We start from the raw sequence: 25,087 nt of genomic DNA, 5'->3' as shown, positions 1-25,087 counted from the left end.
TTCTCACTCTTGGAGAAGTGGGAAGCTATTTTCTGCTTTCATTTGATGTCAAAAAATGGTAGAATATAGGCAAACTATAAAGAGGAGTGTCACATGACTAAAGCAAACTTTGGTGTTGTTGGTATGGCCGTAATGGGTCGTAACCTTGCCCTTAATATCGAATCTCGTGGCTACACAGTTGCCATTTTTAACCGTAGTAAAGAAAAAACAGAAGATGTTGTTGCTTGCCATCCTGATAAGAACTTTGTGCCAAGCTATGATATCGAAAGCTTCGTAAACTCTATCGAAAAACCACGCCGTATCATGCTCATGGTTCAAGCAGGGCCTGGTACAGATGCAACTATCCAAGCCCTTCTTCCACATTTGGATAAAGGCGATATCTTGATCGACGGAGGAAATACTTTCTATAAAGATACCATCCGTCGGAACGAAGAGTTGGCAAACTCTGGTATCAACTTTATCGGTACAGGGGTTTCTGGTGGTGAAAAAGGTGCCCTTGAAGGTCCTTCTATCATGCCTGGTGGACAAAAAGAAGCCTATGAATTGGTAGCAGATGTTCTTGAAGAAATCTCTGCAAAAGCGCCTGAAGATGGCAAACCATGTGTGACTTACATCGGTCCTGATGGAGCTGGTCACTACGTGAAAATGGTCCACAACGGGATCGAATATGGGGATATGCAATTGATTGCAGAAAGCTATGATTTGATGCAACACTTGCTTGGCCTTTCAGCAGAAGACATGGCTGAAATCTTTACTGAGTGGAACAAAGGCGAGTTAGACAGCTACTTGATCGAAATCACTGCGGATATCCTTGGACGCAAAGACGACGAAGATCAAGATGGTCCAATCGTAGACTACATCTTGGATGCTGCAGGAAACAAGGGGACAGGTAAATGGACTAGCCAATCAGCTCTTGACCTTGGTGTGCCATTGTCACTGATTACTGAGTCAGTATTTGCGCGCTACATTTCAACTTATAAAGAAGAACGTGTACACGCTAGCAAGGTACTTCCAAAACCAGCTGCTTTCAAATTTGAAGGAGATAAGGCTGAGTTGATTGAAAAGATCCGTCAAGCCCTTTACTTCTCAAAAATCATCTCATACGCACAAGGTTTTGCGCAATTGCGTGTCGCTTCTAAAGAAAATAACTGGAACTTGCCATTTGCGGACATCGCATCTATCTGGCGCGATGGCTGTATCATCCGTTCTCGTTTCTTGCAAAAGATTACAGATGCTTACAACCGTGATGCAGATCTTGCTAACCTTCTATTGGATAAGTACTTCTTAGATGTTACTGCTAAGTATCAACAATCAGTTCGTGATATCGTAGCCCTTGCTGTTCAAGCAGGTGTACCAGTACCAACCTTCTCAGCAGCCATTACTTACTTCGATAGCTACCGTTCAGCGGATCTTCCAGCAAACTTGATCCAAGCACAACGTGACTACTTTGGTGCTCACACATACCAACGTAAAGACAAAGAAGGTACTTTCCACTATTCTTGGTACGACGAAAAATAATCTTGCTTTATGGTCAAAAGAGTTCTACTAGTAGAAAATGAGAAGCAAATCGCTCGCTTTATTGATTTGGAACTTCAAAAAGAGGGGTATCAAGTTGATGTGGTCGAAGATGGGAAAGCGGGTCTGGCATTGATTGCTGCGACCAAATATGATCTGATCTTGTTTAATTACGATCTGTCAGATATGTCTGGTGAAACATTCGCAGAGGAAATCAGTCGGATTCGCCCAGCTTCTGTTTTGATTGTTTTAGATAGCCGCGAAAAAATTGCTGAGCACAAAGAGAGTATTCAGCGCTTTGCCGTTTCCTATATGGTTAAACCCTTTATTATCAGCGATTTGGTAGATAAGATCACAGCCATTTTTAGAGGACGTGATTATATTGACCAACATTGTAGCCAGATGAAAATCCCAACGTCATACCGCAATTTGCGCATTGATGTGGAACACCATACCGTCTATCGTGGGAAAGACATGATTAGTTTGACCCGCAGAGAATATGACCTCCTGGCGACTCTGATGGGTAGCAAGGGAGTGGTGACACGAGATCAGTTGTTGGAAAGTGTCTGGAAGTACGAGAGTACAGGTGAGACTAATATTGTTGACGTCTATATCCGTTATCTCCGTGGGAAAATTGATCTACCAGGTCAAAAAAGCTATATTAAGACAGTTCGTGGGATTGGCTATGCCATGCAAGACGCATTAGAGTGAAGCATTCGAACCCTTAGAGGGTTCGAATGTTTTTATGTTTCAAGGGAAACGTTTGCGCTGAAAAAGAATGAGGTTTAAAAGGATTCAGCCTAAAAAAAGATTAAAAAAGATAAAATTAGGAGAAAAAAATGAATGTAAGGCTTTACAAATTTTTAAAATATGGTATACTAGAAACAAATTAAGCGCAAACGTTTTCTTAAAACAAAGCCTTAAACAATATAAGGAGGTTGAATGATGAACAAAGGATCATTCAAAAGTTTATTTAGCTTTGAATTCTGGCAGAAGTTCGGTAAGGCCTTGATGGTCGTTGTCGCTGTTATGCCAGCAGCTGGGTTGATGATTTCAATCGGGAAATCTATCCCTATGATCAACCCTAATTTATCTCCACTTGTAATCACAGGTGGGATTCTCGAACAAATCGGTTGGGGGGTTATTGGGAACCTTCACATCCTCTTTGCCCTTGCTATCGGTGGTAGCTGGGCCAAAGAACGTGCAGGGGGGGCCTTTGCAGCTGGTCTTTCTTTCATCTTGATTAACCGTATTACAGGTGCAGTTTTTGGCGTGACATCTGAAATGCTTTCTAAGGGAAATGCTACGGTTCATACGATTTTTGGTGGCTCAATTAAGGTTGCAGATTACTTTACTAGTGTTCTTGAAGCACCAGCTCTTAAGATGGGTGTATTTGTAGGTATTATCGCTGGTTTTGTTGGAGCAACTGCCTTCAATAAATATTACAATTATCGTAAACTTCCAGAAGCACTTTCTTTCTTTAATGGGAAACGATTTGTACCATTCGTGGTTATTTTCCGTTCTGCTATTACTGCATTATTTTTAGCAGCCTTGTGGCCAGTGATTCAAGCAGGAATTAACGGATTTGGTGTTTGGATTGCCAACTCACAATCTACTGCACCAGTATTGGCACCGTTCTTGTACGGTACTTTGGAACGTTTACTCTTGCCATTTGGTCTTCACCATATGTTGACCATCCCAATCAATTATACCCAACTTGGTGGAACATACCACATTTTAACTGGCGTAGATCAGGGTAAAAATGTATTTGGACAAGATCCTCTTTGGTTGGCTTGGGTAACAGACCTTGTTAACTTGAAGAAGGCAGATCCTAGCCAATACCAACACTTACTTCATGCCTACACACCAGCTCGTTTCAAAGTTGGACAAATGATCGGATCATTTGGTATTTTGATGGGGGTTGTGGTTGCCATCTACCGCAATGTGGATCCAGATAAAAAAGAAAAATACAAAGGGATGCTTGTTGCAACTGCTCTAGCAACCTTCTTGACAGGTGTTACTGAACCAATTGAATACATGTTCATGTTTATTGCAACACCATTGTACATTATTTATGCATTTGTGCAAGGGGCTGCCTTTGCAATGGCTGACTTGGTTGATCTTCGTGTTCACTCATTCGGTTCAATCGAATTCTTGACACGTACCCCAATGGCCCTCAACGCTGGTTTGGCACTAGATATCTTTAACTTTGTATGGGTAACAGTCCTCTTTGGATTTATCATGTACTTCATTGCCAACTTCATGATTAAGAAATTCAATTATGCGACTCCAGGACGTAACGGGAACTATGAACAAAATGATGATGCCCCTTCAGGAGATGGTGCAGCAGCAGGTGCTGCTACAAGTTCAGCAAGCTCACAAGTGATTAACATCATCAACCTTCTTGGTGGACGTGCCAATATCGTAGACGTTGACGCATGTATGACTCGTCTTCGTGTAACCGTTAAGGACGCTGAAAAAGTCGGAACAGAAGAACAATGGAAAGCTGAAGGCGCTATGGGTCTTGTCATGAAAGGACAAGGTGTCCAAGCGATCTACGGACCTAAAGCTGACGTATTGAAATCTGATATCCAAGACGTTCTTGATTCAGGTGAAGTCATTCCTGAAACACTTCCTAGCCAAATGACAGCAGTTCAAAAGGCTGAAGCAACCTTTAAAGGTGTGACGGATGAAGTTCACTCCGTTGCAGATGGTGAAGTGATCAACATCGAAGATGTGAAAGATCCTGTATTCTCACAAAAAATGATGGGTGACGGATTTGCGGTTGAGCCTGAAAATGGCCACATCGTTTCACCAGTTGCTGGTAAAGTTACCAGCGTCTTCCCAACCAAACATGCCCTTGGTTTGGTAACGGATAATGGTTTGGAAGTCTTGGTTCACATCGGTCTAGATACAGTTAGTCTTGAAGGAAAACCATTCGAGGTTAAAGTTACGGAAGGTCAAACAGTAGCTGCTGGAGACCTCTTGGTAGAAGCAGACCTTGATGCGATCCGTGAAGCAGGTCGTGAAACATCAACAATTGTTGTCTTCACAAATGCAGATGCGATTAAATCCGTTAAGGTCGAACATACTGGTAAATTGGGAGCAAATGCGCCTGTTGCCACAGTAGAATTATAAGAGACATCGGCAAAGAAAACGAGGTTGGGGCAATGCACCCGGCCTCTTGCCGTTTCTTGATTTAGAAAAAAGGAGAAATCAGGGGATGAAATTTTTAACATTAAATTCCCATAGTTGGATGGAAGAGAATGCCCAGCAAAAATTTGAAACCCTCAAGGAGCAAATTTTAGAAGCGCAATATGATGTGATCTGTTTCCAAGAGGTCAATCAAGAAATGGCCTCAGAAGCTGTCGAAACGGATGAGTATTATCAAGCCTTGCCATCAGCTGTAGCCATTCACAAAGATCACTTTGTTCGCGTATTGGTAGAAGAGTTGGCTGCTCAAGGACTCCACTATTATTGGACTTGGGCCTACAACCATATTGGCTATGATCACCTTAATGAGGGTGTAGCGGTTCTTTCACGTCAACCTTTGAAGGCGGATGAGATATTGGTCTCCAATATGGATGATCCAACGGACTACCATACGCGTCGGGTGGCCGTTGCCCATACCAGTGTCGATGGAAAAGAGATTGCTGTTGCCAGTGTCCATCTTTCTTGGTGGGACAAAGGCTTCCAATTTGAGTGGCCACGTATTGAGAAGTACTTCAGCCAAGTAGGTAAACCCTTTATTCTAGCTGGTGATTTCAATAATCCTGCTGGTCAAGAAGGCTATGAAACGATTCTATCCAGTTCACTTGAACTTCAAGATAGCTTTATTGAAGCTAAAGAAACAAAGGGTACCTATACTGTAGGTCCTGGAATTGATGGCTGGACAGACAATCAAATTCCATTGCGGATTGATTACGTCTTTGCAAGTCCAGAATGGGACATCCAGCGTCTACATGTCATTTTTGATGGTCAAAACAAACCTCATGTCAGTGATCACTATGGCTTAGAAGCTGAATTATCGCTTTAATATAAACGGAGAGTCGAAAGGAAAACGATTTATTCAATCGTCCTTCGACTCTTTTTTATGGATCAATGAGGAGCAAGCATAGGGGATTCTCCTGTTCTTCTGCTTTCTTTACGATTCAATTTATGGTAAAATGAAGTGTTAAAACAGTTTAAGGAGGTAGCAAATGCGTTGTCCAAAATGTGGTGGAAGTAAGTCTAGTGTGGTGGATAGTCGACAAGCTGAAGATGGGAACACCATCCGTCGTCGCAGGGAATGCGAAGAATGCCATTATCGCTTTACTACCTACGAACGAGTGGAAGAGCGGACCCTAGTGGTTGTCAAAAAGGATGGGACACGTGAGCAATTTTCTCGTGATAAAATCTTTAATGGTATTATCCGCTCGGCTCAAAAACGGCCTGTTTCTAGTGACGAAATCGAAGAAATTGTAAATCGGATCGAGCAAAAGGTTCGCAGCCAAAGTGATAATGAAATCAACAGTGAGTATATTGGTTCTTTGGTTATGGATGAGTTAGCAGATCTAGATGAGATCACCTATGTCCGTTTTGCTAGTGTTTACCGGAGTTTCAAGGATGTCGGTGAGTTAGAGACCCTCTTGAAACAAATTACGAAGGGAACCAAGAAGAAAAAGGAAAAATAGATGAAGCCCAATACGCCTTTCGCATTTTTAAAAAATAATCTTCTTCCACCGGCAGGGGCTGCATTGGAGCAGTATTACCTGCCTATTTTAGAGACGGAAACAGTAGCAGTTTATCGTTATCTGCTCGCCTCTTATGATCAGGGTGAAAAACAATATTTACTTGCTCAAATCCTCAATCATTTGAATATAGGATTTCCACAGTTGCTACTAGCCTTTGATCGTTTAATTGCCATGGGTTTGCTCGATCTCTATGAGGAAGAAGTTGGGATCACCATCCAGTTACATGCTCCTCTTGCCTCAGAACAATTTTTTTCAAATGCTGTTTTTAAACGCTTACTGGAAAAAAAGATTGGGGAAAAGGCAGTGGAGGATCTGCTTCCAGCACGCTCTTTAGGAACTAGACGGCAAGTGTCCTTCTCTCAAGTATTTGGACTAGATGCTGGTGAGGTGGCTGTTGTTGCCAGTAAAAAACAGCAGTTTGATATGGAAATGTTTAAACGGATGATGGGGCGTGATGGACTTCGTTTTGCGGATGAAGGAGAAGCAACTCTTGCCCTCTTTGCCATCGCAGAAGAGCAGCAATGGACCTGGTATGAAACCTATCTCCTGGCGAAAGAAACAGCTGTAGAACGGACCATTTCTCCGAAGAGAATGAAGCAAAAATTGGCTCAGGCTAGCCAAGAGCAACCACGTATGTCCTATAGCCGTCAGGAAGAAACTATTCTGAGAGAAGCTAAGGCAAAATCCAGCTTACAATTTTTAGCGGAGATTAAAAAGGTTCGCAATGCGACCATTACGCAGAGCGAACGCAAGACTCTATCTAAGTTAGCTGATCTAGGCTTACTAGATGAGGTGATCAATATTATTTTATTGTTGACCTTTAACAAGACCCAGTCTGCTAATCTGAATGAAAAGTATGCTTTGAAGGTAGGAAATGATTTTTCTTATCAAGGAGTCAACAGTGCGGAACTGGCGATTTTAAAAGTTCGAGAACGCCAGAAACAGGCTAAGGTTCAAGGAAACAAGGGGACGAGTCCTACATCAGCCAAGGGCAAGCAAAACAATGTTCCCAAGTGGAGTCAACCACATTATCAAAATCAAACCAGTCAAGAAGAAAAGGTGGATCTCGCTAAAGAGAAACAACGCCTGTTAGAAAAACTGAATCAAGGAGGTGAGTAGATGGAAAGTGTAGGTCAAACCATGTCTCACATGAATCGTGCGCGTCAATTTAACTATGAGGATTTGGTCGCACAGATCTTGGCAGACCAAGAAGTCGCTGCCTTTATCAAAGACCAGTCTTTGTCTGAGAAAGAAATTCGTCGTAGTATTTCAAAATTTAATCAATACATCAGTGAGCGCAACCGTTTCTTATTGGGAGATTCGGATTACATTGCCAAAGGATATAAGCCCATCCTCACCATGAATGAAGGCTATGCGGATGTCGCTTATGAGGAGACACCAGAGTTAATCGAAGCACAAAAACGTGCTGCGATCAACCAACGTCTCAACTTGATCAATCTCCCTTCAACTTTGAAAGAAGCGAGTCTAGCCAAGGTAGAGCTCGATGATAAGGGACGATTTGTGGCCTTTGAGGAATTAGCCAATTTTGTAGCCAACTATCCCGAGTATCAAAAGGGAATTTACCTCTATGGTGATTTTGGAGTAGGAAAGAGCTACATGATGGCAGCCCTGGCTCATGATTTATCAGAAAAACGCCAGGCCTCTACCACTCTACTACATTTCCCAAGTTTTGCTATCGATGTCAAAAATGCCATCAGTTCGGGCTTGGTCAAAGAAACCGTCGATCAGGTGAAAAAAGCCGAAATTTTAATTCTCGATGATATCGGTGCGGAACAGATGTCAGCCTGGGTGCGAGATGAAATCTTACAGGTGATTTTGCAGCACCGAATGCAGGAAAATCTCCCAACCTTCTTTACTTCTAACTTTAATTTTGAAGAGTTGGAACGTCATTTTTCAGCTTCGCGCAATGGGGATGAAACCTGGCAGGCCAAACGTGTCATGGAGCGCGTGAAATTTTTAGCCAAGGAAATCCATTTGGAAGGAGTCAATCGCCGATGAATGAAACCATCCGTTTAATGAATGCTCATTTTTCTGTTCGCCGGTTTAAGGAAGAAGCTATCAAAGAAGCTGACCTCAAGGAAATCTTATCAGCTGGGCAGATGGCATCAAGTTGGAAAAACTTTCAGTCTTATTCTGTGATTGTGGTCAAAAGCAAGGAAAAGAAAGAAGCTCTCTACGACTTGCTTCCCCAAGAAGCGATTCGCCAATCAGACGTCTTTCTTCTCTTTGTTGGGGATTTAAACCGTGCTGAAAAAGCTATCAAACTTCATGAGCAGGATTTCCATCCTGAAGGGGTGGACAACTTACTGATCACCTCAGTGGATGCGGCTCTAGCAGCTCAAAATACGCTATTGGCAGCTGAAAGTCTCGGCTATGGTGGAGTCATTATTGGCATGTTGCGCTACTGTTCAGAGGAAGTTGCAAAACTCTTCCGTCTGCCAGACTATACCTACCCTGTTTTTGGGATTGCCCTTGGAGTACCCAATCAGCAGCATGCGGTGAAACCACGCTTACCCTTGGAGCAGGTTGCTTTTGAAGAAGAATACCAAGAACAAGACTTATCAGTTGTGACTGCCTATGACAAGGTACAGGCAGATTATGCTGGAGCGCGTGTAACGGACAGCTGGAGCGAGCGCCTTGCAGCTCAATTTGGGCAACCTGAACAAGAAGAAACCAAAAAACTACTAGAAAAACACAAACTATTATAGAAGTGAAGAGAGACCTTCTTGAAATGAGGTCTCGCCTATCTTTAGAAAAGAGGAAATCATGGCCCTACCAACTATTGCGATTGTAGGCCGTCCCAATGTTGGAAAATCGACGCTCTTTAACCGGATTGCCGGTGAGCGGATCTCCATCGTTGAGGATGTAGAAGGAGTCACTCGTGACCGCATTTATGCAACAGCTGAGTGGTTGAATCGAAAATTTAGTATCATTGATACAGGGGGAATTGATGACGTAGATGCCCCATTTATGGAGCAAATCAAGCATCAGGCAGAAATTGCCATGGACGAAGCAGATGTCATTGTCTTTGTTGTTTCTGGGAAAGAAGGGATCACCGATGCTGATGAATATGTCACCCGTATCTTGTATAAGACCCATAAACCAGTGATTCTGGCTGTCAACAAGGTGGATAACCCAGAGATGCGCAATGATATCTACGACTTTTATGCCTTGGGGCTGGGGGAGCCACTACCGGTATCCTCTGTCCACGGGATTGGAACTGGAGATGTACTCGATGCCATCATCGAAAATCTCCCCAACGAAACAGAAGAAGAAAACCCTGATATCATCAAGTTCAGTTTGATTGGTCGTCCCAATGTTGGGAAATCAAGCTTGATCAATGCAATCCTTGGAGAAGACCGGGTTATTGCAAGCCCAGTAGCTGGAACCACACGGGATGCCATTGATACCCATTTTACCGATGCAGATGGCCAAGAATTTACCATGATCGATACAGCCGGTATGCGTAAGTCGGGTAAAATCTATGAAAACACTGAGAAATATTCTGTCATGCGTGCTATGCGGGCCATCGACCGTTCAGATGTGGTCTTGATGGTCATTAATGCCGAAGAAGGAATTCGCGAGTATGATAAGCGGATTGCTGGATTTGCCCATGAAGCTGGTAAAGGTATGATCATTGTTGTTAACAAATGGGATACCATTGAAAAAGACAACCATACCATGAAGCAGTGGGAAGATGATATTCGTGACCAATTCCAATACCTTTCTTATGCTCCGATTGTCTTTGTGTCAGCACTTACCAAACAACGCTTGCATAAGTTGCCAGAGATGATCAAACAGATTAGCGAGAGTCAAAATACGCGGATTCCTTCAGCTGTCTTGAATGATGTGATTATGGATGCCATTGCCATCAATCCGACACCAACAGATAAAGGAAAACGTCTCAAGATCTTCTATGCGACCCAAGTGGCAACCAAGCCACCAACCTTTGTGGTCTTTGTCAATGAAGAAGAACTCATGCACTTCTCATACCTCCGCTTCTTGGAGAACCAAATTCGCAAGGCCTTTGTTTTTGAAGGAACTCCAATCCATTTGATTGCGCGAAAACGGAAGTAGGGAATATGCGAAAAATAACTGTTTTGATGAAATTTTTGCTTACCAGCCTCATCATTGTTTTCTTAACAGCTTGTCAGTCGACGCGTCAAGAAAAGTATCAGGGATCTTATGGAAATGGGGATGAATCAATCATACTGACCATTAAAAATAAGGAAATACTTAAGACGGAGTTCTGGAAAGAAATACCTGATATTGATGCTTCCGACTCATTGGCATTTAACTCAGCTAAAGATAGTTTGCTTGAAAATTATGGTCATATCAAGGGAATGGACTATACTGTTGAAAAGTCCAAGTCAGGCCATTTGCAGATCCATATAGTGACAGATTTTTCAAAATTGGACCTAAAAACTTGGAACAAAGCTTTTAAGTCGAATAATAAATTGAAGGACTTAACTGACTATATTAAAACGAAAAAAATGTTAGAAGAAAACGGGATGGTCAAGGTTCGATAAAGTTCGAGCACGATTGAAAAATAAGTAAAAAGGGCTCTTTGTCAACTGCAAGAGACAAGAAGGGTCCTTTTTTATATGAACATCTGAGAGACTAACCAAGTAGAAGAAAAATTCTAATGTTTTTAAATGGATTTAAAAGGGAGTGAAATGATGTCAAGTACAGAATTACTTTTGTTTGTTTCTTTGTTATGCTTATGGGCACTTGTACGTGTCATGAGAAAATTTTTAAAGAATTCTTTGATCTTTTGGGGCATGGCTATCCTTTATGGTGCCTCACTCATTCTTATCATTTGGGAATGGGTGATCATGACATCATCGATGACATTTTATGGAGAGATTGTCAAAGTAAGTTATTACTCTCTATTGGTAAAAGGGTTAGCTGTTTTTGGGATATTTTGGTCCTTCATCAAACTTTTATGCTTGGGAACATTCTACATGATGATTGGAAATGCCTTAATAAAAGACAACTCACAAGATCAAGTCGATCATTAACGGGAAAGATATAGATGTAGAGTAAAAAAGCATCGTGTGACAGTGAGAGATCTTGCCTGCTGAACTCGTGAATAGATTGTCCCCTTGAGGGGCATTTTTTTGTGAACTTTTTAGGAACTTTAAGGACTGTTTAAGTGGGGATCATTGAATAGTAAATAGCCCGAAAACGTCTATTTTAATAAGTTTTATCGAATAAATTTTAACTATACTTTGAAATATGGTATAATAAAGGGATTAATCTAAGGTGGTAAACATGGCAAAATTAATTCCTGGGAAGGTTCGTTCACAAGGGAGCCTTCTCTATGAAGCTGGGAAAATTTCCCTTCAGGAAGTAAAAGAAAAATACCTGTATTTTCGAGTGGAAGAAGAAAGCTTGCGGTACAGTTTGGACGACGATGCCGTTTTTTGTAGCTGTGCTTTCTTTCAAAAGAAAAAATTCTGTACGCATCTGGCAGCTGTAGAAGCTTTTTTGAAGAATGATGACAGTGGGAAAGCTGCTCTTGCAAGTCTTGAAGAAGACGCCACGGCGACTGAAGAAACGCAGGAGAAGGTTTCTTTTGGAAGTTTGTTTTTAGACCAGGTCCTTCCAAAAATCGAAAAAAAAGAAACACGCTATGTCTTATCAGCAGTTGGACAGGAGGATGAATACTCTGGTCAATTCTTGTGGACCCTTCGCATTCGTCGCTTGCCAGACGAGCGCTCTTATGTGATCAGAGATGTGCTAGCTTTTTTGCAGACCCTTCAGAAAGAAGGACACTTTGCCATTGGCAAAAGTTATTATGAACCCATTTCTTACTTAGAATTTGATGGGGCTAGCCAGGATGTGATCAATTTCCTACAGGGCTTGGTCACAGATAGTGGATCGAAAGAGCAAGATTTCTTTCCAAATGCTGGGCGCCATCTCTATTTTCCACCGACTCTTTTTGAAGAAGCTGTGGAATTACTGATGAATTTGGATTCTTTTCTCCTGCAATATAGCTTATATGACTTTTCAGAAGTCCATTTTCAGGATGTCCATGGGGAGGAAGATCTCTTTCATTTTCAGGTGGAAGACCATGGTGATTTTTACGAATTGATTATTACGGAGCCACAAGTGAAGGTTGTCGAGTCGGCTAATTACCTGTTTCGAAATGGTATCTTCTATCACCTGACGCCCCAACAGCGGACCCTATGGAAGGCCATTCAAGATCTTCCAATGGATCAGGATCGCAAAAAACGCCTGCATTTTGATCCAACGGATCAGACCAAACTTTCCTATAGTTTAAAAGAGTTCAAAAAACTGGGACAAATAACAGCACCGACCAGCTTTTTAATCCACGATTTCACTCCGGAATTTCATTTTGATCTAGCACAGGACCAGACCGTTTTACTGGATGTTGTCTTTCAATACGAAGATCGTGCGGTGACCACGCGTGAGGAGCTTCTCAATCTTCCTTATTCCAGTGATTTTGATAAGGAGCAAGAGGTCTTTGCAACCATGCTAGCAGCAGGTTTTACGGATGATTTTTCTTCCCAAAGAAGTCCTTTATCAAGTGAGCAAATCTATCCATTCTTTCACCAACAGATCCCGACTTTTGAAGCTTTAGGAGAGGTTGCCCTGTCTGATAGCCTTTTAGATCTTTATCAAGTGGAGCGTCCAAAAATTGATGTCAAAACCAATGGGAGTCTACTGGAGATCGGTTTTGACTTTGAAAGTGTGGATCCAGCTGAAGTGGATCAGGTCCTCAAAGCTCTTGTGGGGCAAGAAGATTATTTTGTCAGCCATACAGGGAAGGTCCTTGTATTTGATGAAGAAACCAAGAAGATCAGTCGAGCCTTAGCGGATTTGCGCGCTAAGATGAGCAAGGGTGGGAAGCTACACGCCCGCCGGATTGCTGCTTATCAGCTATCTGATTTGTTGGCAGATCAAGACAATGTTCATTTTTCAGAAGAATTTCGAAATTTGGCTCATGATCTGACCCATCCAGAAGATTACCAACTCCCTCAGATGACAATCCAAGCGACCCTAAGGGATTACCAAGAGACAGGGGTCAAATGGTTCTCCATGCTGAATCATTATGGTTTTGGGGGCATTTTAGCCGACGATATGGGGCTTGGAAAAACCCTGCAGACTATTTCATTTCTAACGAGTATAGCCCAGACTGAAACCAAAATCTTGATTCTAGCGCCATCTAGTCTCATCTACAACTGGAAACAGGAATTTGCAAAGTTCGCTCCTCAGATGGAAGTGGCAGTTGTTTACGGCCTCAAGCAACATCGAGATGAACTCATTGCAACCAATCCCCAAGTGGTCATTACAAGCTATGCCTCTTTCCGTCAGGATGTAGAGGAATACCAAAAAAATCAATATGAATACTTGATCTTGGATGAAGCTCAGGTCATGAAAAATGCCCAAACCAAGATTGCTCAACACTTACGTGGTTTTGATGTGCCACATGTATTTGCTCTTTCTGGCACACCCATTGAGAACCATGTTGGAGAACTTTGGTCCATTTTCCAAATTGTGCTTCCTGGTCTATTTCCTGCTAAAAAAGAATTTCAAAAATTAAGCCCTGAGACCATTGCGCGATTTGTCAAACCTTTCGTCATGAGACGGAAAAAAGATGAAGTGCTCCAAGAATTACCGGACTTGATTGAAACAACCTATCACAATGAGTTGGATGAAAGTCAAAAAACGATCTATTTGGCTCAATTAAAACAAATTCAAGATCGGGTTCGAAGCTCTAGCGAGGAAGAATTAAATCGAAGCAAGGTGGAGATCCTCTCCGGTCTCATGCGTCTTCGCCAAATCTGTGATACCCCAGCCCTCTTTATGGAAGACTATCAAGGAGACAGTGGGAAGTTGGAGAGTCTTCGCGACCTTCTGGTTCAAATCCAGGATGGAGACCATCGGGTCTTGATCTTCTCCCAATTCAGAGGCATGTTGGATATTCTGGAGAAGGAGATTGACCAGCTCGGTATGACCTCCTTTAAAATCACGGGTTCTACTCCCGCAAAAGATCGTCAAGAAATGACCAATGCCTTTAATGCAGGAGAGCGCCATGCTTTTCTCATTTCACTGAAGGCTGGTGGGGTTGGATTGAACCTCACTGGTGCCGATACCGTTATCTTAGTCGATTTGTGGTGGAATCCTGCTGTAGAAGAACAAGCGATTGGCCGGGCCCATCGAATGGGGCAAGAACAAAATGTTGAAGTCTACCGCATGATTACCCGTGGGACTATCGAAGAAAAAATTCAAGAGCTCCAAGTTTCAAAACGCCATCTGGTTTCAACGATTTTAGATGGAACGGAAACACGATCTAGTTTATCGGTTGAGGAAATTCGTGAGATTCTTGGAATTCAGTCAGAATAGCTTGAAAAATTCTGTGAATAGTTTATAATTAATGGAGTGTCGAAAGGAAGAAAGCATGACAGAAAAATATTTTCCTCAAGTAGGGGATAATGAGTTGATGTTAACAGAGATGCCCCACATGAACCTGTATGATGAAACAGATTTGATTAGTAACATTACAGGCGACTATGTGGATAAAAATTTTTTGGAATGGCAACCGATTGCTGAAAATACCAAGCCTAAGCATCCTTACCATCAACCACTAGAAGAGCCCCTACCGAAAAGACGGCCAGTAAGAAAACCTGATTTTAAAGAGCCGATTGATAAAAAAAGCCCTGCCAATCGTTATGCAGAGGAAGCTAGAGAGCGTGCGCGTGAAGATCTGAAAAAGAAACGCACAGCTCCCTACCTGACTACAGAGCCAGTGGCTACCACAAGTAAGCGGAAAAAGCCATTTATTTCAGAACGAAAACCTGGCCAGCCAACAGCACCCTTCCAAAAGGAAAATCCGGGTGAATTATTAAAATATAGCAAACGATTGCGACAAGATCGGTTGATCCTTGCAGAGTTTGAACCCGCAGGAGAAACAGAAGTGGCAGAACCTACTGAGAAGAAAAATAATTATGATTTCTTAAAGACCAGCCAGATATACAATAAAGATCAGCAAAAGCTGAAACCACAGCCGATCAAACAAGAATTGGATTTAACCCATCTAGATCAAGAATAAGGAGAAAACATGTCTAATACATACCATTTTATTGGAATTAAAGGAGCAGGGATGAGTGCTTTAGCTCTCATGCTTCACCAAATGGGACATACTGTTCAAGGGTCAGATGTTGAGAAGTATTACTTTACGCAACGTGGCTTGGAACAAGCAGGAATTCAAATTTATCCATTTGATGTGAAAAATTTGGAAGGAGACAAGATCCTCATTGCAGGGAATGCTTTTCGTCCGGAGAATAATGTGGAGATCGCTTATGCGGATGAGCATGGCTTAACCTATAAACGTTACCACGAATTCCTTGGTGAATTTATGCGTGACTTCGTCAGCATGGGAGTTGCCGGAGCGCACGGAAAAACCTCAACAACAGGGATGCTTTCTCACGTTTTATCAAATATTACCGATACTAGTTATTTGATTGGTGATGGGACAGGTCGTGGCTCTGCTGCAGCTAAATACTTTGTTTTTGAATCAGATGAGTATGAACGCCACTTTATGCCTTACCATCCTGAATACAGTATCATCACCAATATTGACTTCGACCATCCAGACTATTTCACAAGTTTAGAAGATGTCTTTAATGCATTTAATGATTATGCCAAACAAATCAGTAAGGGACTTTTCATCTACGGGGAAGACAAAGAATTGCGTCGGATTACCTCATCTGCACCAATTTATTACTACGGTTTTGACAAGGAGACGAACGATTTTGTGGCAAGCAACTTGCTTCGCTCAACGACAGGTTCAACCTTCAACGTTCATTTCCGTGGAGAAGATTTGGGGCAATTCCATATCCCAACATTTGGTCGTCACAACATCATGAATGCCACAGCTGTCATTGGCTTGCTTTACATTGCAGGATTTGACTTAGATTTGGTTCGTGAGCATCTGAAGACCTTTGCTGGCGTGAAACGTCGCTTCACTGAAAAAGTCGTCAATGAAACAGTCATCATCGATGATTTTGCGCATCATCCAACGGAAATTATTGCAACCTTGGATGCGGCCCGTCAAAAATACCCAAGTAAAGAGATTGTGGCTATTTTCCAACCACATACCTTTACACGGACCATTGCCTTGTTAGATGAATTTGCTGAAGCCTTGAATCAAGCAGATGCTGTTTACTTGGCACAGATCTATGGTTCTGCACGGGAAGTCGATCATGGCGATGTGAAGGTTGAAGATTTGGAAGCAAAAATTGTCAAACGTTCAGCGATTATTACAGCTGAGAATGTTTCTCCTCTTCTTGACCATGACAATGCGGTCTATGTTTTTATGGGGGCAGGAGATATTCAAACCTATGAATACTCATTTGAGCGTCTATTATCCAGTTTGACACATAACGTACAATAAGAGATGATTGAGTCTGGAATCGAGTGGTTCCAGACTCAAATTTATCTGTCTGCTGAAGAATCATGAAACGAGGGAAGTAGGATGATGATTCGATCAATCACCCCAGCTGATCAAGAGCAGCTGTTGTTGCTAGAAGAAGAACTTCATGACAATGAATGCTTTGACTACATTACTGCTCTAGAGGAAATACTGGATTCTAATTTGGCCTTTTCTATTCTTGCAGAGCAGGATGGAGATATTGCGGCTTACTTGTTGGCGACAGAATACCAGCATTTAATGGATGACCTAATCGTATTGCGATTAGCAGTGAGGCCAGCCTTTCAAGCTCAAGGATACGGTTCGATTCTGATCGCTGCTTTAAAGGATTTAGCTGTTCAAATTGAAAAGAAAGTCATTTGGATCGATTGCCCAGAAGACTTACTTTCTTATTTTGCCCAGCAAGGATTTCGAGATGAAGCTGAGTCTGATCGAGGTGTCCGTATGGTTTGGAAACGATAGAAGGAGTAAATGATGAAAGAAAAGATTCACATTCGACAAGCAGAGCTGCAAGATTTGGATGCGATTGAGCGCATTGAACTCGAAAATTTTTCAGAGGAAGAAGCGATTGAGCGTGAGATTTTAAAAGATCATATTGAAAAGATCCAAACGACTTTTCTAGTAGCCGAGTGCGAGGGTCAGATTTTAGGCTATCTAGAAGGACCTGTTAGACCAGAGCGTTATTTGATCGATGCCTCCTTTACAGAGGTCGAAGATCTCAGTCAGATAGAGAGAGGCTTTATTTCTATTACATGTCTATCCATTGTCAAAGAAGCCCAAGGACTTGGAGTGGGAACCCTTTTGCTTGAAGCGATGAAAGAGATTGCGATGGAGGATGGCCGTGAGGGGATCAATCTAACCTGTCATGATTATTTGATTCCTTATTATGAAAAACAAGGGTTTACCAATGAGGGGCTTTCAGAATCCCAATATGCGGGTGAAGTTTGGTACAATCTGGTCTGGAAAAATGAAAACCTTAATTAAATAGGTATTTTGAAGAAGAAGGGCGATTTGTATTGCTTTTCTAAATCTTTTAAGATATAATATTAAGGATTATGATGAGGGAGGTCAATTATTTGACTGATAAATCACAAGACAGTGAGAAGTTATTAAGCTTCAAAGAGCAGATCCTCAGAGACTTAGAAGAAGCCAATGAGCAACTTCTAAAGATTGAAAAAGAGTATGATCTACCTGATCGAAGCATTGAAACCCCTTCTTCACTGAAAGAGGAGGAAGAAGCAACACCACCTCCAAAAGAAGAAGCTGTTGTGGCTCCCACAGAAGAACCAGTGGAGCCAGAAAAGGCGACTCCTGCTGTAGAAGAAAAGAGTGAGCTTACAAAGCCTGCTAAAAAAGAACCAAGTCAGGAATCGGTAGAGGAAAGTTTATCACGCTCTTCTCGTAACCAGCGCCAACAAAAACAAAAGAAACAAAATAAGATCGCTAAACGAATTGTGCGGACAGTGGTCAGCCTTTTGCTGATTGTGATCGTGGCTACAGGGATCTTTGCAGTGACCTATATCCATTCAGCTGTCAAGCCAATGGATAAAAATGCAACAGAATTCGTAACGGTTGAGATTCCAGCAGGTTCAAGTAATCGTGAGATTGGAGCGATCCTTGAGAAAAAAGGACTCGTGAAAAATGGCCAGTTCTTTAACTACTATACCAAGTTCAAGAACTATAGCAATTTCAAATCCGGTTACTTCAATTTGCAAAAGAGCATGGATTTAGAAACCATCATCCAAAAACTGCAGGAAGAGGGAACCAAAACTCCCCAGGCTCCAGTTCTTGGGAAGGTGACGATTCCAGAAGGTTATACGATCGATCAGATTGCGACGGCTATCACTACCGATGTCTCCACTAAGAAGGCAGGCAAGACTCCATTTAAGAAAGAAGATTTCTTGAAGGCTGTCCAAGATGATGCCTTTATTGAGAAGATGGTGGCCAAATATCCTAAGCTCTTGGCGAATCTGCCAGGTAAGGATTCTGGTGTTCGCTACCGTTTAGAAGGTTATCTCTTCCCAGCTACTTATAACTATGGGAAAGATACCACAGTGAAAGAAATGATCGATCAGATGCTTGCGGCCATGGATCAAAACTTAACTCCATACTATGAAACACTTGAGAGCAAGAACATCAATGTAAACGAAGTATTGACTCTTGCTTCCTTGGTTGAAAAAGAAGGGGCGACAGATCAAGACCGCAAAGATATCGCAAGTGTCTTCTATAACCGTTTGAACCAAGACATGCCTTTGCAAAGTAATATTGCAATTCTTTATGCAGAAGGGAAACTTGGTCAAAAGACGACCTTAAAAGAAGATGCAACGATTGATACAGAGCTGGATTCACCTTATAATATTTATAAGAATACCGGTTTGATGCCTGGTCCAGTGGATAACCCTGGAGTATCAGCGATCGAAGCGGCGGTGAACCCAAGTAAGACAGACTACTTGTATTTTGTCGCAAATGTCGAAAATGGTGAAGTCTTCTTCGCTAAGACATACGAAGAACACAATAAAAATGTAGAAGAACACGTCAATAGTAAATTGACACAAGCAAGTTCAAACTAGAAAAAGCATGTGGCGCGTCCACAGCTTTTTCATTCAAATAATAGAAAGAGAAGTATAATGGCAGAAAAAACATACCCAATGACCCTAGCAGAAAAAGAAAAATTAGAACTAGAATTAGAAGAATTGAAATTGGTCCGTCGACCTGAAGTTGTAGAACGGATCAAGATCGCTCGTTCATACGGTGACCTCTCAGAAAACTCTGAGTACGAAGCAGCAAAAGATGAACAAGCTTTTGTGGAAGGTCAAATCTCAAGCTTGGAAACAAAAATCCGCTATGCTGAAATCGTCGATAGCGATGCAGTTGCTGTAGATGAAGTAGCGATCGGAAAAACCGTTACAGTCCAAGAAGTTGGCGAAACAGATGAAGAAGTATACAGCATCGTAGGTTCAGCAGGAGCAGATGCTTTTGCAGGAAAGATCTCAAACGAAAGCCCAATCGGTCACGCTTTGATTGGTAAAAAAACAGGTGATGTGGTCACTGTTGAAACACCAGCTGGAAGCTACCAAGTGAAAATTTTGAACGTAGAAAAAACAGCGTAACTATAAAAAGCAGGCTCTCCTAGAGGGCCTGCTTTTTTTGTGCTCTTAATCTTTTTGTGAGAGTGAAAATTCTTTGCTGACTGAACGATATCAAAAAAAGCACTTGAACCCAAGGTTCAAGTGCTGCTCTATTTTCGCTAGAATTAGTAGTTCGTACTACTTTCTATTGCGTTGTTTTCCTGCATTGCGGTTGTTTTTTGGTTTGTGTTGAATTTGTGTCGTCGCAGTTGGTGTAACGTCTTTTTTCACACGGTGACTAGTCGCTTTTGGAGGATTGTTTTTGTATTCCTCAGCGACCCGCTTGCGAAGATTTGGACGAATCAAGTAGTTGATGACAAATTGTTGGATAATTTGGATCACCCCACCGACTACCCAGTAAAGAGTCACTCCGGCTGAAGAGATCAATGAGAAGACACCGATCATAATCGGGCTCATCAGTGATGCTTTACGCATACTTTCCTTTTGGGTTTCATCTTCAATCCCATGAAGAGAGAGCATACTTTGGATATAGTAGAGAACCGCTACGATAGCCGTCAAGAGCAAGCTTGGTTTTCCAAGAGCAATACCAAGGAAACTACTTTCTGCTACCCCTTTGGTGTGCTGAGCTGCAAAGAAGAGGGCAGAGAAGAATGGCATTTGGATCAAGAGTGGTAAACACCCAACTCCACCAAACATGCTAACCCCATTTTCACGTTGAGCAGCCATTAATTCTTGTTGTGCCAATAGCTTTTCTTCTTGTGTGCTAGCGTTTTTCATGCGCTCTTGGATTGGGCCAAGGATGGGTTTTAAGTAGTTCATCTTTTCAGATTGGTAGGTTGCCTTCCATGATTGGTACAAACCAAGTGGCAAGATGATTAAACGCACGATCAAGGTGACGATAATAATCCCGATCCCAAAGCCCAAGCCAAGGTTATTAGCAAAGAATTTGATGGCTTCGCCCATTGGACGGCCAAGAAGATTCCAAATCAATCCAGTTGGATTTCCAGTTTTCCGATCGACACTCACGCATCCTGATAAGAAGACGAGCGAAGCTAGTCCCATCGATGCCAATAATGCAAGTTTATTTTTTTTCACAAATCGTTCCTTCTTTTTTAAAATGTTACCTTTCTATTCTACTGTTTTTTTTGAAAATACACAATAGTTCTCTAGTCTTAATTTGAAATTTTGAAGTCCTTATAGTTTTCAAAGTTTGCGAGCGTAACATCCAAATAAGTCACATGCGCAAACGGCGTAGGACCTTTGCGTATTTCTTGGATGAATTTGGCCATTTGACTGCTAGACTCTGCCTGAGCTAGAATACCAACCGTCCCATCGTCATTATTCCAGACACGGCCAGTGATCCCACCAATCTCCAAGGCAAGACTGTAGACTCCCCAGCGAAAACCAACTCCTTGAACCCGTCCTTGGGCAATCATTTTTACCTTTTGCATGTGCATCCTCCTTGACTCGAAGAAATCTATCTGAGGCATGATTTCTTCTTTTTCTTTGTGCTATAATAGGTCTATGAATATTATAACGTCTAAATCCAATAATGTAATCAAAAATGCCAAAAAATTACATCAAAAAAAATACCGGACAGATTCTTATCTCATTGAAGGCTGGCATCTCTTTGAAGAGGCAGTAGAAAATCAGGCGATCATTCGTCAGGTCTTTGTTTTAGAACCCTATTTAGACCGGGTAGAGAATATCCAAAACGTCACTGTCGTGACTTCGGAGATCTTGAGTCTCTTGGCTGATTCGAAGACCCCTCAAGGAATTGTCGCAGAGATTCTTCTAGAGCAACCCGTCCTTCCAGATCCGTTACAAGGTCGCTACCTCTATTTGGAGGATGTCCAGGATCCAGGTAATGTGGGAACCATGATTCGAACAGCAGATGCAGCCGGCTTTGATGGTGTCATGCTTTCGAAAGCATCCGCAGATCTCTATAATCTCAAGACTCTTCGATCCATGCAGGGCAGTCATTTCCATCTCCCTATCTGGAAAATGGACCGAGAAGAACTTATGGAGCGAGTTGAGCAATCTCATCTAGCAGTTCTCGCAACGACGCTTTCAGAAGCTTCCATTGACTACCGTCAGCTTCCTCAGAACGATCAGTTTATCCTGGTTATGGGGAATGAAGGAAATGGCATTAGCCAGGAAATGGCGGCACAAGCAGACCAGCTGGTTCATATTACCATGCCGGGTCGGGCTGAGAGTTTGAATGTTGCAGTAGCAGCTGGAATTTTGATGTTTCATTTAAGGAATTTTTGAGAAAAAGCAGTATACTTAAATTGAAAAAAGAAATTGGTGGAAATCTTATTGGGAGAGCCTATCAAGGAAAGGTGGTGATCTGATGCAATATCATCGTGACAAAGAATACATGAACTATGTGGGACATCTGATCCAGCATCCGAAGGTTCAAAAATTAGCCGACATTCCTCATCATATTCATTCCAATCGTTTGGAGCATTCCATTCATGTTAGCTATACTAGTTATAAACTGGCTAAAAAATTTGGCTGGGATGCTAAAAGTACGGCTCGGGGTGGCCTCTTGCATGACCTTTTTTACTATGATTGGCGTGAGACTAAGTTTACCAAGAGTCACGCCTGGATTCATCCACGCATTGCCGTGAGAAATGCGCGAAAGATTACAGATCTTAATGCTAAGGAAGAAGACATCATTGTTAAACACATGTGGGGTGCTACCCTTGCCCCGCCTCGCTACAAAGAATCTTTCGTGGTGACGATGGTGGATAAATACTGGGCTGTTAAGGAAGCTTCCGAACCTTGGCGGAAAAAGATGGCCAAAAAGAGATTTTTTCATCGAAAAATGTTAAAATCGTAGTAAACAAATTTGAAAGGAACTTGTTTATATGTATAATGATTCAGTAATCCAAGAACAAAGTGGATTGAATGCTTTTTATAACAAAATCTATTCATTAGTAGGAATTGGTGTTGGGATTTCAGCCCTTGTGTCTGGCCTGATGATGACAGTCTTTCAAGATTTCTTCGTTCAAATCTTGACAACAGCACCAATGGTTTACTACGCAGCAGTCGTTGTAGAATTGATCTTGGTCTTTGTTGCCAGTGGGAAGGCTGTTAAAAACAGTCCGTCTGCTCTTCCAATCTTCTTGATCTACTCAGCTTTGAATGGCTTTACGTTGAGCTTTATCATTGCGCGCTACATGCAAGCGACGGTTTATAAGGCTTTCTTGGTCAGTGCCTTGATGTTTATTGTCATGGGAGCTATCGGACGCGTCGTGAAAAAAGACCTTTCTGGAATGGGACGTGCCTTGATGGGAGTCTTGATCGGTGTGATCATCGCTTCTGTTGTGAACATGTTCTTGAGAAGTTCTGGCATGGATTATATCTTGAGTATTATTTCTGTCTTCCTCTTTGCAGGATTGACAGCTTGGGATAACCAAAAAATCCGCTATGTCTATGATCAAACCAATGGTCAACCCGCGACAGGCTGGGCAGTGGCCATGGCTTTGGAACTGTATCTTGACTTTATCAACCTCTTTATCAGCCTTCTTCGTATCTTCGGAAGAAACGACTAATCAAAGAGAGATTGAGCTGGGGCAATAGCCTCGGCTTTTTTTGTCTTCCGACTTGTGCTATACTTATAGTGACTACAGAATAGAAATGAGTACTTATGAAAATACCTTTTGTAACCCGTGAACAATTAGAAAGCCTGACCCAAGAATTTCCTACCCCTTTTCATCTCTATGATGAAGCAGGAATTCGTGAAACGGCTCGTGCCCTCCATCGAGCTTTTGCTTGGAATGAAGGATTTAAAGAATACTTTGCCATCAAGGCGACTCCGAACCCATCGATCCTAAAAATTTTGCAAGAAGAGGGCTGTGGGGTTGACACTGCCAGCTACGTCGAATTGTTAATGGCAGATAAACTTGGCTTTAGTGGAAAAGAGATCATGTTTTCTTCGAATAACACGCCAGCTGATGAATTTGTCTATGCTAGAGAATTAGGGGCAACTATCAATCTGGATGCCTATGAAGACATTGCTTTCTTGAAGTCTGTGACCAGCATTCCCAAGGTCATCTCATGTCGCTATAATCCTGGTGGAGTCTTTGAACTGGGAACTGATATTATGGACAATCCGGAAGAAGCCAAGTTTGGAATGACCAAGGAGCAATTGATCCAAGCCTTTATCGAGTTGAAAGAACTAGGTGTGGAAGAGTTTGGCATTCACGCTTTATTAGCTTCTAATACTGTATCCAACGATTACTATCCAGAGCTAGCGCGTCAACTTTTTGAATTGGCAGTCGAAGTTGTCGAGAAAACAGGTGTTCACTTGGGCTTCATCAACCTCTCTGGTGGAGTTGGGGTCAATTACAAACCAGAGCAAGAACCAAATGATATTGCTATTATTGGGGAAGGCGTGCATCGTGTGTTTGATGAGATTCTCAAACCGGCAGGACTTGGCCATGTGAAAATCTATACCGAACTTGGTCGCTTTATGCTAGCTTCACACGGTCTTTTAGTGACGACTGTGACCCATAAAAAGAAGACCTATCGGACCTATGTTGGCGTTGATGCTTCAGCTGTCAATCTTCTTAGACCAGCTATGTACGGAGCCTATCACCATATTACCAATATGGATCGTCCAGATGGACCGACTGAAGTGGTCGATGTCGTGGGAAGTCTCTGTGAAAATAACGATAAATTTGCTAAACAACGAGAACTACCAGTGACGGAGATTGGAGATTTGCTCGTGATCCATGACACCGGAGCTCATGGATTTTCAATGGGGTATCAGTACAATGCCAAATTGCGTTCTGCAGAAGTTTTGCTTCAAGAAGATGGGCAGGCCCGTTTGATTCGTCGAGCAGAAAAACCAGAAGATTATCTTGCGACACTCTACGGCTTTGACATTGAAAAATAAGCGATTGTCTGATATAATGATAGTTATGTAAAAATAATGGATCGGAGAAAATTGTATGAATCTCTTTTTAGGAATTTTGTTGATTATTTTAGCTTTCTTTGGTGGGATGGTTGCAGGAATGTTCTTGCTTCGTCGTCAATTTGAAAAAGAATTTGCATCAAATCCCCGTTTGAATGTTGAAGCAGTCCGCACACTTTTAGGTGCGAGTGGCCAACGTCCAAGCGAAGCAAAAGTTCAACAAGTCTATCGCCAAATTATGAACCAACAAAAATCAGCAATGGCGAAAAACAAGAAAAAATAAGAGTGGGGCAATCTCACGATAATAAATGAGAGGGGCTTGGAGGAATTTCTTAGTCCCTCCTTT

Annotated in this window: 25 protein-coding genes; 23 read left to right on the top strand and 2 right to left on the bottom strand. The window is 42.1% G+C overall.

Annotated elements, in window-relative coordinates; translation table 11 throughout:
• Positions 1–93 precede the first annotated feature (93 nt).
• The 18 genes from gndA to greA all read left to right on the top strand — a co-directional run bounded on the left by gndA (position 94) and on the right by greA (position 19,838).
• On the top strand, positions 94–1,518 hold the full coding sequence (gndA, locus tag AB5Y61_RS07775; RefSeq protein ID WP_368403750.1) for an NADP-dependent phosphogluconate dehydrogenase: 1,425 nt from the start codon (positions 94–96) through the stop codon (positions 1,516–1,518).
• A 9-nt stretch (positions 1,519–1,527) separates the two neighbouring features.
• A complete protein-coding gene (locus AB5Y61_RS07770) occupies positions 1,528–2,226 on the top strand; it encodes a response regulator transcription factor (protein WP_021153723.1) in 699 nt (232 codons plus the stop codon).
• A gap of 231 nt (positions 2,227–2,457) precedes the next feature.
• On the top strand, positions 2,458–4,653 hold the full coding sequence (locus tag AB5Y61_RS07765) for a PTS transporter subunit IIBC (protein WP_439145119.1): 2,196 nt from the start codon (positions 2,458–2,460) through the stop codon (positions 4,651–4,653).
• Positions 4,654–4,738: 85 nt separating this feature from the next.
• Positions 4,739–5,551 carry an endonuclease/exonuclease/phosphatase family protein gene (locus AB5Y61_RS07760; RefSeq protein ID WP_368403749.1) on the top strand — a complete coding sequence of 271 codons (813 nt, stop codon included), beginning with the start codon at positions 4,739–4,741 and terminating at the stop codon, positions 5,549–5,551.
• 163 nt (positions 5,552–5,714) lie between these two features.
• Positions 5,715–6,188 carry a transcriptional regulator NrdR gene (gene nrdR, locus AB5Y61_RS07755; RefSeq protein ID WP_003005476.1) on the top strand — a complete coding sequence of 158 codons (474 nt, stop codon included), beginning with the start codon at positions 5,715–5,717 and terminating at the stop codon, positions 6,186–6,188.
• Complete coding sequence (locus tag AB5Y61_RS07750; RefSeq protein ID WP_368403748.1) at positions 6,189–7,367, top strand: DNA helicase; 1,179 nt, start codon at positions 6,189–6,191, stop codon at positions 7,365–7,367.
• Positions 7,368–8,267: a primosomal protein DnaI gene (gene dnaI, locus AB5Y61_RS07745; protein ID WP_368403747.1), complete on the top strand. Its 900-nt coding sequence runs from the start codon at positions 7,368–7,370 to the stop codon at positions 8,265–8,267.
• The gene (locus tag AB5Y61_RS07740) at positions 8,264–8,977 is read left to right on the top strand and encodes a nitroreductase family protein (RefSeq protein ID WP_368403746.1); all 714 of its coding nucleotides are present in this window, start codon (positions 8,264–8,266) and stop codon (positions 8,975–8,977) included. The genes dnaI and AB5Y61_RS07740 overlap by 4 nt, the downstream gene beginning before the upstream one ends.
• Before the next feature lie 58 nt (positions 8,978–9,035).
• Complete coding sequence (gene der / locus AB5Y61_RS07735) at positions 9,036–10,346, top strand: ribosome biogenesis GTPase Der (protein WP_003005632.1); 1,311 nt, start codon at positions 9,036–9,038, stop codon at positions 10,344–10,346.
• A 5-nt stretch (positions 10,347–10,351) separates the two neighbouring features.
• Complete coding sequence (locus AB5Y61_RS07730; protein ID WP_368403745.1) at positions 10,352–10,798, top strand: hypothetical protein; 447 nt, start codon at positions 10,352–10,354, stop codon at positions 10,796–10,798.
• 150 nt (positions 10,799–10,948) lie between these two features.
• Positions 10,949–11,290 (top strand): hypothetical protein, encoded by a 342-nt coding sequence (locus AB5Y61_RS07725; protein ID WP_368403744.1) that lies wholly within the window; start codon positions 10,949–10,951, stop codon positions 11,288–11,290.
• A gap of 253 nt (positions 11,291–11,543) precedes the next feature.
• Positions 11,544–14,642, top strand: a complete 3,099-nt coding sequence (locus tag AB5Y61_RS07720) for an SNF2-related protein (protein ID WP_368403743.1) — start codon at positions 11,544–11,546, stop codon at positions 14,640–14,642.
• A 55-nt stretch (positions 14,643–14,697) separates the two neighbouring features.
• Positions 14,698–15,348, top strand: a complete 651-nt coding sequence (locus AB5Y61_RS07715) for a cystathionine gamma-synthase (protein ID WP_368403742.1) — start codon at positions 14,698–14,700, stop codon at positions 15,346–15,348.
• Positions 15,349–15,357: 9 nt separating this feature from the next.
• Positions 15,358–16,692, top strand: a complete 1,335-nt coding sequence (gene murC, locus AB5Y61_RS07710; RefSeq protein ID WP_368403741.1) for a UDP-N-acetylmuramate--L-alanine ligase — start codon at positions 15,358–15,360, stop codon at positions 16,690–16,692.
• An 84-nt stretch (positions 16,693–16,776) separates the two neighbouring features.
• Positions 16,777–17,190: a GNAT family N-acetyltransferase gene (locus AB5Y61_RS07705; RefSeq protein WP_368403740.1), complete on the top strand. Its 414-nt coding sequence runs from the start codon at positions 16,777–16,779 to the stop codon at positions 17,188–17,190.
• A 12-nt stretch (positions 17,191–17,202) separates the two neighbouring features.
• Positions 17,203–17,712 (top strand): GNAT family N-acetyltransferase, encoded by a 510-nt coding sequence (locus AB5Y61_RS07700; RefSeq protein WP_368403739.1) that lies wholly within the window; start codon positions 17,203–17,205, stop codon positions 17,710–17,712.
• A 59-nt stretch (positions 17,713–17,771) separates the two neighbouring features.
• The gene (gene mltG, locus AB5Y61_RS07695) at positions 17,772–19,298 is read left to right on the top strand and encodes an endolytic transglycosylase MltG (protein WP_439145120.1); all 1,527 of its coding nucleotides are present in this window, start codon (positions 17,772–17,774) and stop codon (positions 19,296–19,298) included.
• A gap of 57 nt (positions 19,299–19,355) precedes the next feature.
• Complete coding sequence (gene greA, locus AB5Y61_RS07690; protein ID WP_013904027.1) at positions 19,356–19,838, top strand: transcription elongation factor GreA; 483 nt, start codon at positions 19,356–19,358, stop codon at positions 19,836–19,838.
• A 156-nt stretch (positions 19,839–19,994) separates the two neighbouring features.
• On the opposite strand, the gene yidC is transcribed toward greA, so the two are convergent.
• Both yidC and AB5Y61_RS07680 read right to left on the bottom strand, forming a co-directional pair.
• Positions 19,995–20,912: a membrane protein insertase YidC gene (gene yidC, locus AB5Y61_RS07685; RefSeq protein WP_013904026.1), complete on the bottom strand. Its 918-nt coding sequence runs from the start codon at positions 20,910–20,912 to the stop codon at positions 19,995–19,997.
• Positions 20,913–20,989: 77 nt separating this feature from the next.
• On the bottom strand, positions 20,990–21,268 hold the full coding sequence (locus tag AB5Y61_RS07680) for an acylphosphatase (RefSeq protein WP_303471590.1): 279 nt from the start codon (positions 21,266–21,268) through the stop codon (positions 20,990–20,992).
• Positions 21,269–21,341: 73 nt separating this feature from the next.
• Between AB5Y61_RS07680 and AB5Y61_RS07675 the strand changes: the two genes are divergently transcribed.
• The 5 genes from AB5Y61_RS07675 (at position 21,342) to AB5Y61_RS07655 (ending at position 25,024) form a co-directional block, all read left to right on the top strand.
• Positions 21,342–22,088 carry a TrmH family RNA methyltransferase gene (locus AB5Y61_RS07675; protein ID WP_368403737.1) on the top strand — a complete coding sequence of 249 codons (747 nt, stop codon included), beginning with the start codon at positions 21,342–21,344 and terminating at the stop codon, positions 22,086–22,088.
• 82 nt (positions 22,089–22,170) lie between these two features.
• Positions 22,171–22,662, top strand: a complete 492-nt coding sequence (locus AB5Y61_RS07670) for an HDIG domain-containing metalloprotein (protein ID WP_368403736.1) — start codon at positions 22,171–22,173, stop codon at positions 22,660–22,662.
• A 28-nt stretch (positions 22,663–22,690) separates the two neighbouring features.
• Complete coding sequence (locus AB5Y61_RS07665; protein ID WP_003008369.1) at positions 22,691–23,377, top strand: Bax inhibitor-1/YccA family protein; 687 nt, start codon at positions 22,691–22,693, stop codon at positions 23,375–23,377.
• A 95-nt stretch (positions 23,378–23,472) separates the two neighbouring features.
• Positions 23,473–24,723, top strand: a complete 1,251-nt coding sequence (locus AB5Y61_RS07660; protein WP_368403735.1) for a diaminopimelate decarboxylase — start codon at positions 23,473–23,475, stop codon at positions 24,721–24,723.
• 55 nt (positions 24,724–24,778) lie between these two features.
• On the top strand, positions 24,779–25,024 hold the full coding sequence (locus tag AB5Y61_RS07655; protein WP_195487481.1) for a YneF family protein: 246 nt from the start codon (positions 24,779–24,781) through the stop codon (positions 25,022–25,024).
• The last annotated feature ends 63 nt before the right edge of the window (positions 25,025–25,087 follow it).

Origin of the sequence: Streptococcus parasanguinis, assembly GCF_040908565.1 — a bacterium.
Lineage (GTDB): Bacteria > Bacillota > Bacilli > Lactobacillales > Streptococcaceae > Streptococcus > Streptococcus parasanguinis_AC.
The sequence above is the reverse complement of the archived record's forward strand: the minus strand, read 5'-3'. Positions and strand labels throughout refer to the sequence as shown.

Bases quoted from the DNA above. Each gene is read 5' to 3' on its own strand.
- AB5Y61_RS07760 (WP_368403749.1), top strand. From the start codon at position 4,739: ATGAAATTTTTAACATTAAATTCCCATAGTTGGATGGAAGAGAATGCC.
- gndA (WP_368403750.1), top strand. From the start codon at position 94: ATGACTAAAGCAAACTTTGGTGTTGTTGGTATGGCCGTAATGGGTCGT.
- AB5Y61_RS07665 (WP_003008369.1), top strand. From the start codon at position 22,691: ATGTATAATGATTCAGTAATCCAAGAACAAAGTGGATTGAATGCTTTT.
- AB5Y61_RS07675 (WP_368403737.1), top strand. From the start codon at position 21,342: ATGAATATTATAACGTCTAAATCCAATAATGTAATCAAAAATGCCAAA.
- AB5Y61_RS07655 (WP_195487481.1), top strand. From the start codon at position 24,779: ATGAATCTCTTTTTAGGAATTTTGTTGATTATTTTAGCTTTCTTTGGT.
- AB5Y61_RS07770 (WP_021153723.1), top strand. From the start codon at position 1,528: ATGGTCAAAAGAGTTCTACTAGTAGAAAATGAGAAGCAAATCGCTCGC.
- der (WP_003005632.1), top strand. From the start codon at position 9,036: ATGGCCCTACCAACTATTGCGATTGTAGGCCGTCCCAATGTTGGAAAA.
- AB5Y61_RS07720 (WP_368403743.1), top strand. From the start codon at position 11,544: ATGGCAAAATTAATTCCTGGGAAGGTTCGTTCACAAGGGAGCCTTCTC.
- AB5Y61_RS07700 (WP_368403739.1), top strand. From the start codon at position 17,203: ATGAAAGAAAAGATTCACATTCGACAAGCAGAGCTGCAAGATTTGGAT.
- AB5Y61_RS07660 (WP_368403735.1), top strand. From the start codon at position 23,473: ATGAAAATACCTTTTGTAACCCGTGAACAATTAGAAAGCCTGACCCAA.
- murC (WP_368403741.1), top strand. From the start codon at position 15,358: ATGTCTAATACATACCATTTTATTGGAATTAAAGGAGCAGGGATGAGT.
- dnaI (WP_368403747.1), top strand. From the start codon at position 7,368: ATGGAAAGTGTAGGTCAAACCATGTCTCACATGAATCGTGCGCGTCAA.
- AB5Y61_RS07725 (WP_368403744.1), top strand. From the start codon at position 10,949: ATGTCAAGTACAGAATTACTTTTGTTTGTTTCTTTGTTATGCTTATGG.
- AB5Y61_RS07765 (WP_439145119.1), top strand. From the start codon at position 2,458: ATGATGAACAAAGGATCATTCAAAAGTTTATTTAGCTTTGAATTCTGG.
- greA (WP_013904027.1), top strand. From the start codon at position 19,356: ATGGCAGAAAAAACATACCCAATGACCCTAGCAGAAAAAGAAAAATTA.
- AB5Y61_RS07715 (WP_368403742.1), top strand. From the start codon at position 14,698: ATGACAGAAAAATATTTTCCTCAAGTAGGGGATAATGAGTTGATGTTA.
- AB5Y61_RS07740 (WP_368403746.1), top strand. From the start codon at position 8,264: ATGAATGAAACCATCCGTTTAATGAATGCTCATTTTTCTGTTCGCCGG.
- nrdR (WP_003005476.1), top strand. From the start codon at position 5,715: ATGCGTTGTCCAAAATGTGGTGGAAGTAAGTCTAGTGTGGTGGATAGT.
- AB5Y61_RS07670 (WP_368403736.1), top strand. From the start codon at position 22,171: ATGCAATATCATCGTGACAAAGAATACATGAACTATGTGGGACATCTG.
- AB5Y61_RS07750 (WP_368403748.1), top strand. From the start codon at position 6,189: ATGAAGCCCAATACGCCTTTCGCATTTTTAAAAAATAATCTTCTTCCA.
- AB5Y61_RS07680 (WP_303471590.1), bottom strand. From the start codon at position 21,268: ATGCAAAAGGTAAAAATGATTGCCCAAGGACGGGTTCAAGGAGTTGGT.
- AB5Y61_RS07730 (WP_368403745.1), top strand. From the start codon at position 10,352: ATGCGAAAAATAACTGTTTTGATGAAATTTTTGCTTACCAGCCTCATC.
- AB5Y61_RS07705 (WP_368403740.1), top strand. From the start codon at position 16,777: ATGATTCGATCAATCACCCCAGCTGATCAAGAGCAGCTGTTGTTGCTA.